The organism is Methanothrix sp., from assembly GCA_029907715.1.
Taxonomy (GTDB): Archaea; Halobacteriota; Methanosarcinia; order Methanotrichales; family Methanotrichaceae; genus Methanothrix_B.
In genome coordinates this window covers 97,684-105,617 of the sequence record JARYLI010000007.1, presented here as the reverse complement: position 1 = coordinate 105,617, position 7,934 = coordinate 97,684, and the positions used below count along the sequence as shown (strand labels likewise).

The following is a 7,934-nucleotide window of genomic DNA, read 5'->3' as shown; positions in this document are numbered from 1 at the left end:
AAAGGAGATCGTGAGCTGGGTTTAGACCGTCGTGAGACAGGTCGGTTACTATCTGTCAGGGGTGTTCTGCGGTCTGAGGGCAGGCTGGCTTTAGTACGAGAGGAACAAGCCAGCGGCGCCACTGGTCGATCGGTTGTCTGGCAAGGCACCGCCGAGCAGCTACGCGCTAACGGGATAAGGGCTGAAAGCATCTAAGCCCGAAACCCAACCCGAAAAGAGACCGCTCCAAGGGCCCTCGTAAAAGACGAGATCGATAGAGTCGGGGTGTACGCACCAAGGCAACGAGGTGCTCAGCCCGCGACCACTAACCGCCCAAGCAGCCGTCCCGCTGATCTCAGGCGAATTCTGGATCTGTAAAGCGTCATACACAACGCGCCAAGGTGGCGGAGAGGCTACGCAAATGCCTGCAGAACCAAACCAGCGGATAGCATTACCACTCCGGTTCGAATCCGGACCTTGGCTTCCAAATGAGAGCGGCGGCCATAGCGGCGGGGAAACTCCTGAACCCATCCCGAACTCAGAAGATAAGCCCGCCCACGTCCTGCACTGTACTGAGGTGCGCGAGCCCTCGGGAAATGCAGGTCGCTGCCAACTCTCAATAATAACAACATCCTTCATGCTTGTTTTTGCTGTTATTTTCTCTTCGGCACTTTTCTTAATGCGGAAATGTTATCACCCATAAACCCAGATTTATTTTGATGTCCGGCTTTGTGAAATTCGACCCGCGCACAAGACTTGCGCATCTCGAGGAGCATCTGCGGCGCATCCACAGAAACCTCCCCCCGGAGGAGGCCAGAATACAGCTTCTGAGATGCAGGCTTGTTGCCTACAAACTGATCGCAGAGATAGGGGACCACGCATACGATAAACTGTACGTGGACAGGCTCATGTCTGAGATCTACGATAAGCTGAGCGAGCTCTCAGGCGTCCAGCTCACAGATCCATACATCAATCCATGCGAGTCACAGTATCAGATCGTGGAGGAGCTGAAGAGCTACAGGTACAGAGACCCGAATGAGCGCTTCATGAGGTTTGTGAGGGAGGAGTTCAGGGAGATATTCATTCCCACGCTTTTCCTTCTGACCTACCTCTGCAGGTCCGAGAAGAAATACACCTGGGAGGAGGTCAGGTCGCAGCTGGATGTGATCATGCATGATCTGGGCGTTGACGTTCCCTGGGATGAATGCGAGGAGGAGCTGAGAAGGTACGCAAGGAAGGTCTTTCCAGTTCTTGACATCGCAGTAGCAGTGTGATTGGGTACTCACACAATAATTTTCCTGTATGTGGACCAAACTCAATGTAATCTTTATATTATACATGATCTGAATAACACTGGCGATCTGCATGGATGCGGAGATCTCATCGATACTGGGCCTGGAGGTGTACACCGATCGCGGTGTGTTTGTTGGCAAGGTCGAGGATGCCGTTCTGGACGCTGAGGGCGGCACCCTGAGCGGCATCGCGGTCGGATCTCTCAACAGGGAGCTCTTCGATCTCAAGGGCAGAGGGATCATAGTGCCGTTCAGATGGATCACTGCAGTGGGAGATATAGTCATAATGAGGCATACGAAGAGGGTTGCTGCAAAGAAAGAAACCCCTCCCAGAGAGTAGCATGACTGTAAGCGGCTGCAGGAACGGGGCGATATTCTCAGAGCTTCGCGTTCGTTCCCCTTTTTTTGTCCGCGTGGACGGCCGCGGGTTCGGGAGGATGCTCCGGGATTTCAGCAAACCATACGACCTTGGATTTGCGCGATCGTTCGTCTCTGCTGCGAGGGCATTCATGGAGAGCTCCGGCCTGGCTCCGGTATTAGCGTACACATTCTCCGATGAGGTCAACCTTCTCTTCCTGGACGAGCCTTTCCGGGGCAGGCTCGAGAAGCTCGACTCTGTTACAGCATCATACATCGCATCATCGCTCTCCATATCCCTTGGCAGGGCTGTCTCGATGGACGCGAGGGTGATACCTGTCTGCAGGGAGGAGATCATCAGGTATCTCCAGGAATCCCAGGCCGAAGCCTGGCGGAACCACGTATTCTCCTACGGTTTCTACACTCTTGTTGATGAAGGGATGAGCCATTCTGGCGCGATGGAGTCGCTCCGCAACATGAGGGAGAGCGATATACACGAGATGCTCTTTCGGCGCGGCGTGAATCTCGCCAGGACCCCTGCCTGGGAGAGGAGAGGGGTTATGATATACAGATCGAGCTCAGGTGTTGTTGAGGATTGGGATCTCCCGCTCTTCACCACTGAGGATGGCCGCAGACTCGTGGAGGAGATACTGTCTGCAGCGGAGCGATGAACAAAAGCGAATCGCCTTCGGGAAATGTAGAACAAAGTGGGGTTTTCTCGGATATGTAAAATGCCACCCATTGTGGCCTCGAAAGCGGCCGTATCTGTTGGGCAAATCAGTAACCTGAGATCACGATCACTTTCTGTGGCTTTAAAGGGATTGAGTATTCGGTGAAATAGCGGGTTGGATTATGGAGAAGTGATCCAAAGAATAATAATTCGACCTTACTGCTGGATACGCTCAGCCCACTTACCGCACCAATTATCGAGATGACAAGCGCAGCTGAATATACCAATGCATGTAGCTAAATTCGACTTTAAGCATATGATGAAATCATACGTTATTCTTAAATAATAAGATATACAGTTTTAAGTCAATTAAATGATATCCAATAATAGTATAGTAATAACAATGGTGGTCGTGATGTACAGATCAATTGCCCTGATGGCATTGTTGGCTGTTCTTACCGGCATCCCGGCGCTTGCTTTCGATAATATACCAGGAGATCTGAATGGCGACAGGGTAGTCTCAGACGATGAGCTGAAGATCGCAGAGGAGTCATACGCTAAAGGCGAGATCTCATCAGATTCGCTGTCTGAGATAAGACATATCCATGAGAGATACCCTATGAGCGTTGTGGATTCTGCCGGCAGAAACGTAACCCTTTACAGACCCGTGAGGTCCATTGCCTGCACGGTATCCCACCAGCTTGAGACGCTGAGGTCGATCGGGGTGACGCGAGATTTGGTGGTTGCAGCACCTTCTGACATAGAGAAATACTCACTCTTCCAGGAGTATCATGACCTTCCAGAGATAGGCCACTTCTACGAGCCTGATCTCGAGAAGATAATCCAGATACATCCCGACCTTCTGCTCGTGCATCCGGGGCCCGGCCCCACCGGTCAGAACTACCTTCAGACGGTGCTTGACAGGCTCAACAACACAGGTATAACAATCTTCTGCCTGGCATGCAGCCGGCCTGACTCGTATCCAGAGGAGATCGAAAAGCTCGGCAGGCTCCTGGAGAGAGAGAATGAGTCCGCCAGGTTCCGTGCTTTCTACGAGGGCGTTCTGGGATCGGTGATCGGCAGGACGAAAGGAATACCTGAGGAGAACAGACCAAAAGTGTATGTGGAGTACGGGCCGTACAGGGTCTCAAACAACCCAATTCTCGATGCCATGCCGGTTGAGATGGCTGGTGGGAAGAGCATAGTCACTGGCACAACCGGAGGAGAGATCTCTCCAGAGACGGTGATCGCTGCAAATCCGGATGTCATCATAAGGCTTGTCTATGATGAGGATTACGACGGGAGGGATGCGAGCGACATTTCAAAGCTGAAGTCCACAAGGGATGAGATAATGGGGCGTCCTGAGCTGCAGAACGTCACTGCAGTCAGGAACGGGAGGGTCTTTGTCATGGCATCTCCATTCTGGACGTATCTCCCCTACAGTGGATGCAGGCATTTCATAGGCCTTGCGTATCTCGCAAAGATACTCCATCCTGATGTGTTCGCAGATATGGATCCCAGAGCGGTGCATCAGACATACCTCTCAGAGTTCCAGCACCTCGATTACGATCTGAGTAGACGTGGTGCCCTGATCTACCCAGAGCCGTAGGATCGGAGGGCTGTGATGAAGATCACATGCGTATCAACCGTCCACAGCTCTGCTCTGGTGTCTGCAGCCCGTAAGATCAAGGAGGTGTATGCAATCCCACTTGAGCTCAGGGTCTACTACCCTGAGCAGCTTGATTTCTGCGCTGATCCTGAGAGCTTCTCTGACGATCTCATGTCCTCTGATGCAGTGCTTGTCGACATAAGAGGAAGCGGCAGAGCTGAGGAGATCGTTTATGATACCCTGAAGAATGCGGAAAACATTGTTGTTAACCTGGTCAGTCCTGTTGGAAGATTGATGTCAATAACCAGGCTCGGATCTTTTCGCGGATCATCAGTGGCTGAAAGATTGAGGGCAGGAGAGGTGAGAGATCCTGAGGAGCTCTGGGGGAAGATCAAGAGAATCCAGGGCATAGTTGAGACCGCAGGCAGGGTCGCCCCGCTCGGACCTGTGAGGGATGCTGGCAACTACATAAAGATCGCAAAGTACTGGAGGTATGGTGGTCCTGAGAACCTCAAGAATCTTCTCATCCTGCTCCTCAGGGAGTACCTTGGATGCGATCTTCCGCGAGCTGCAGACCCAGTGCCATTTCCTGAGTATGGGATATATCACAGAGGAATATTCCTCGATTCGCAGGAGGCGCTTCTGCCGCATCTGGACCCGGAAAGGGCCAGCATAGGTGTTTTGTTCTATGGAAACATGCACTTCGATCAGTGTCTTCCCGTGCTCGAGGCTCTTAATGAAGTGCTTGGTGATGCGAACATCATACCTGTGTTTTCAGATGGCATCCACAACCTAAGGGCGATCCGGAGCTTCTTCCTGAGAGATGGTCCGGTAATAGATGCGATGATCAACCTCACATGGTTCCGCATCAACGGAGGTCCTCTGGGGGGTGATCCGGAGCTCACAAAAAAGCTTCTGAAGGAGCTAGACGTTCCCGTATTCGCGCCCGTATCGATGTACCAGAGCTGCATCGATGATTGGGAGCGATCTGAAGCAGGGCTGTCCCCGACAGAGTCGATAATGGCTGTGATATGGCCTGAGCTGGATGGATGTGTGGAGCCGATACCATGCTGCGGCATCCGCTCCTTCAAGGTCGATAACATGGAGGTCCGTGAGGTGGCTGCTATCGATGACCGCATCTCCAGAATAGCCTCCAGGATACGCAGCTGGATACGTCTCAGGAGAGAACAGAATGCGAGGAAGCGGATCGCACTGATAATTTACAACTACCCTCCCGGAGAGGAGAACCTCGGCAGAGCATCGTACCTCGATGTTTTCGCCAGCCTGAAGCGGTTGCTGCATGCAATGAGAGATGCGGGATACACTCTGAGCGTACCCGATAGAGAGCTTGACGCTCTTTTTTGTGGGATGGCAGCTGTGAACACAGGGAAATGGCTCCACGCAGAGACCGCTCTGAAAGGATGCCCATCCATGAGCCTTGAGGAATACTTGCAGGTTTTCAAATCTCTTCCGGAAGATCTGCAGAGGGATATCGTGGAGTTCTGGGGAGAGCCGCCGGGCGATGTGATGGTATCTCATGGCAGGATCCTCATACCAGGTCTGGATCTCGGCAACATCTTCATCGGGGTGCAGCCGTCGCGCCCGCCTCTCAGTAACAAAGATCTGCGGGAGGCGGCGCATGATAAAACAAAGCCACCTCATCACCAGTACATAGCATTCTACCACTGGCTCCAGAGGATATGGAGGGCTGATGCGGTCGTCCACGTGGGAACACATGGGCTCGCTGAGTTCATGAAGGGCAAAGAGCTTGCACTGAGCTCAAGGTGCTATCCCGATATGCTTATCGGAGATATGCCAAACCTCTACTTCTACCATGTCGTCAACACCTCTGAGGTCGTCATCGCCAAAAGAAGGCTGTATGCCACAACCATCAGCTACAACTCCCCTCCGTACACTGATGCCGACCTGTACGAGAGCTATGTGGATCTTGAAGGGCTCATAGATGAGCACAGCGAGGCAGTGACATATGATCCTGGCAGAGCGGAACGGCTCAGAGAACGCATCCTCGAGAGTGCAGGGCGGCTGAATATCAGAGCTAAGAGCATCGATGAGATACAGGATGTGCTGTACGAGATGAAGAGGAGGATCATACCCAAAGGCCTTCATGTCCTGGGGGAGCGCTACAGCGATGAGGATCTGAAGAATTTTCTGCAGATGCTTCTAAGATACGACAGAGATGGTGTCAGATCCCTGAACAGCATAGTTGCGGAAGCACTGGGGATGGATTACAGGGAGCTTCTGAAAAATCGGTCTCGTGAGATAAACGAGATTGACAGGATCTGCTCTGAGATCATAAACGCTGCAATGAAAGGTTCCGGGGAAAGATACCCAGTCGAGATCAGGGGACATCTGAACAGCGAGCTGAAAAAGACGCTCAGGTACGGTCTGGAGACGGTCAGGAGATACTCTGAGAACCACACGGAGATCGAGAACTTCCTCAGAGGGCTTGATTGCAGGTTCATCGAGCCATCGGTCGGCGGAGATATCATAAGATCCCCTCATGCTCTGCCCACAGGAAGAAATCTCGTCCAGTTCGATCCGACTCGGGTGCCGACACCTGATGCAATTAAGCGGGGAGAGGAGATCGCGGAGAACACCATCCAGGCCTGCATGGACAGGACTGGATCGTATCCCAACATGGTCGGGGTGATCCTCTGGGGATTTGAGACCACGAAGACGGGAGGGGAGACGATCGGGCAGATTCTGAGCTATCTGGGCGTGCGCCTGGAGCGTGATCCGGGATCGATGGCTTTCAGGCTAGTCCCGTTTACCCTGGATGAGCTCGGAAGGCCCAGGGTGGACTGTCTGGTCAACATCTGCGGCTTCTTCAGGGACATGTTTCCAAACGTGGTGCAGCTTCTCGACAGGGCGTTTGCTCTCGTGAGCTCGCTTGATGAGCCGCTGGATCTGAACTACGTGAGAAAGCACACGCTCGAGAACATGAGCATCCTGCTTCAAAAAGGGATCGATGAGAGGCAGGCACGTGTCCTTGCGAAGGGGAGGATATTCGGCCCGAGGGCTGGTGAATACGGAACAAGGATGCTTCCTCTCATCGAGGACTCTGTCTGGCGCACGGAGGAGGAACTCGCTGAGGTTTATGCGAGCTCGATGAGCCACATATACACAGAAGGAGTGCATGCTCAGCAGCATCCTGACCTCTACAGGAGCAACATATCCAGAGTAGATCTGGTATCTCAAATCAGGGATTCCCACGACTGGGAGTTTGTTGATCTTGACCATTACTTCGAGTTCTTCGGCGGGCTATCGAGCGCTATCAGATCTGTCAGAGGCAGGGAGCCGGTGATGCTCGTTTCAGACACCACCGGAGAGATCATAAGAACCGAAGATATCAGATCCGCTGTGGAGATGGGGGTGCGCACCAGGCTTCTGAATCCCAGATGGATCGATGGGATGCTCGCCCACAGGTTCCACGGGGCTCAGCAGATCGCAGACCGCATAGAGAACATGCTCGGCCTTGCCGCCACAACACACTCTGTCGAGAGCTGGATATGGTCATCGATCGCTGAACGGTACATCTTCGATGAGATCATGCGGAAAAGACTGCTCGAGAACAACCAGTATGCAGCTGTGAAGATCGGTGAGTGGCTGATGGAAGCCTACAGGAGAGGCTACTGGAATGCGAATGACGATGAGATGGAGAGATTGAGAAGGATCTGCCTTGAGATGGAAGGGGAAATAGAGGCTGGAAGTACCACCTCCTAACTCCGGGCTTCCAGTCACTACCTCAGCAGATGGAAAATCTGGACAGCACCCACATTTCGCTCTTATCCATCTGATGACTTGCCCAAAGAGACACCGCTCCTGCTCTGCGCTCCTTCCGGGGGAATGATTGCGTTCAGCAACCTCCAGGCATGACCCACAAGTTGTTGAATGCACAAGAGTGCCCACATCTTTGATATCCACAGCAAATGACCCCGCGGGCTTCATCAAACATACCCCAGGAACCTCAATCCCACGACCAGCATTATAATATTCCGTATAAGTT

The 7,934-nt window shown here is 52.7% G+C and carries 5 protein-coding genes, 1 tRNA gene and 2 rRNA genes; all 8 read left to right on the top strand.

Annotated features, from left to right (window positions below):
* Positions 1-328: ribosomal RNA gene (locus tag QHG98_06290) — 23S ribosomal RNA — on the top strand; the annotation flags it as partial.
* 46 nt (positions 329-374) lie between these two features.
* A tRNA-Cys gene (locus QHG98_06285) sits at positions 375-462 on the top strand.
* A 10-nt stretch (positions 463-472) separates the two neighbouring features.
* A 5S ribosomal RNA gene (gene rrf / locus QHG98_06280) occupies positions 473-594 on the top strand.
* A gap of 104 nt (positions 595-698) precedes the next feature.
* Positions 699-1,253 (top strand): hypothetical protein, encoded by a 555-nt coding sequence (locus tag QHG98_06275; protein MDH7597327.1) that lies wholly within the window; start codon positions 699-701, stop codon positions 1,251-1,253.
* A gap of 91 nt (positions 1,254-1,344) precedes the next feature.
* A complete protein-coding gene (locus QHG98_06270) occupies positions 1,345-1,611 on the top strand; it encodes a PRC-barrel domain-containing protein (protein ID MDH7597326.1) in 267 nt (88 codons plus the stop codon).
* Between the two features lies 1 nt (position 1,612).
* The gene (locus tag QHG98_06265; GenBank protein MDH7597325.1) at positions 1,613-2,299 is read left to right on the top strand and encodes a tRNA(His) guanylyltransferase Thg1 family protein; all 687 of its coding nucleotides are present in this window, start codon (positions 1,613-1,615) and stop codon (positions 2,297-2,299) included.
* A 414-nt stretch (positions 2,300-2,713) separates the two neighbouring features.
* On the top strand, positions 2,714-3,907 hold the full coding sequence (locus QHG98_06260; protein MDH7597324.1) for an ABC transporter substrate-binding protein: 1,194 nt from the start codon (positions 2,714-2,716) through the stop codon (positions 3,905-3,907).
* A 15-nt stretch (positions 3,908-3,922) separates the two neighbouring features.
* A complete protein-coding gene (gene bchH, locus QHG98_06255; GenBank protein MDH7597323.1) occupies positions 3,923-7,651 on the top strand; it encodes a magnesium chelatase subunit H in 3,729 nt (1,242 codons plus the stop codon).
* Positions 7,652-7,934 lie beyond the last annotated feature (283 nt).

Coding starts and splice junctions, on each gene's coding strand:
- QHG98_06265 (MDH7597325.1), top strand. CDS start 1,613: ATGACTGTAAGCGGCTGCAGGAACGGGGCGATATTCTCAGAGCTTCGC.
- QHG98_06260 (MDH7597324.1), top strand. CDS start 2,714: ATGTACAGATCAATTGCCCTGATGGCATTGTTGGCTGTTCTTACCGGC.
- QHG98_06270 (MDH7597326.1), top strand. CDS start 1,345: ATGGATGCGGAGATCTCATCGATACTGGGCCTGGAGGTGTACACCGAT.
- bchH (MDH7597323.1), top strand. CDS start 3,923: ATGAAGATCACATGCGTATCAACCGTCCACAGCTCTGCTCTGGTGTCT.
- QHG98_06275 (MDH7597327.1), top strand. CDS start 699: ATGTCCGGCTTTGTGAAATTCGACCCGCGCACAAGACTTGCGCATCTC.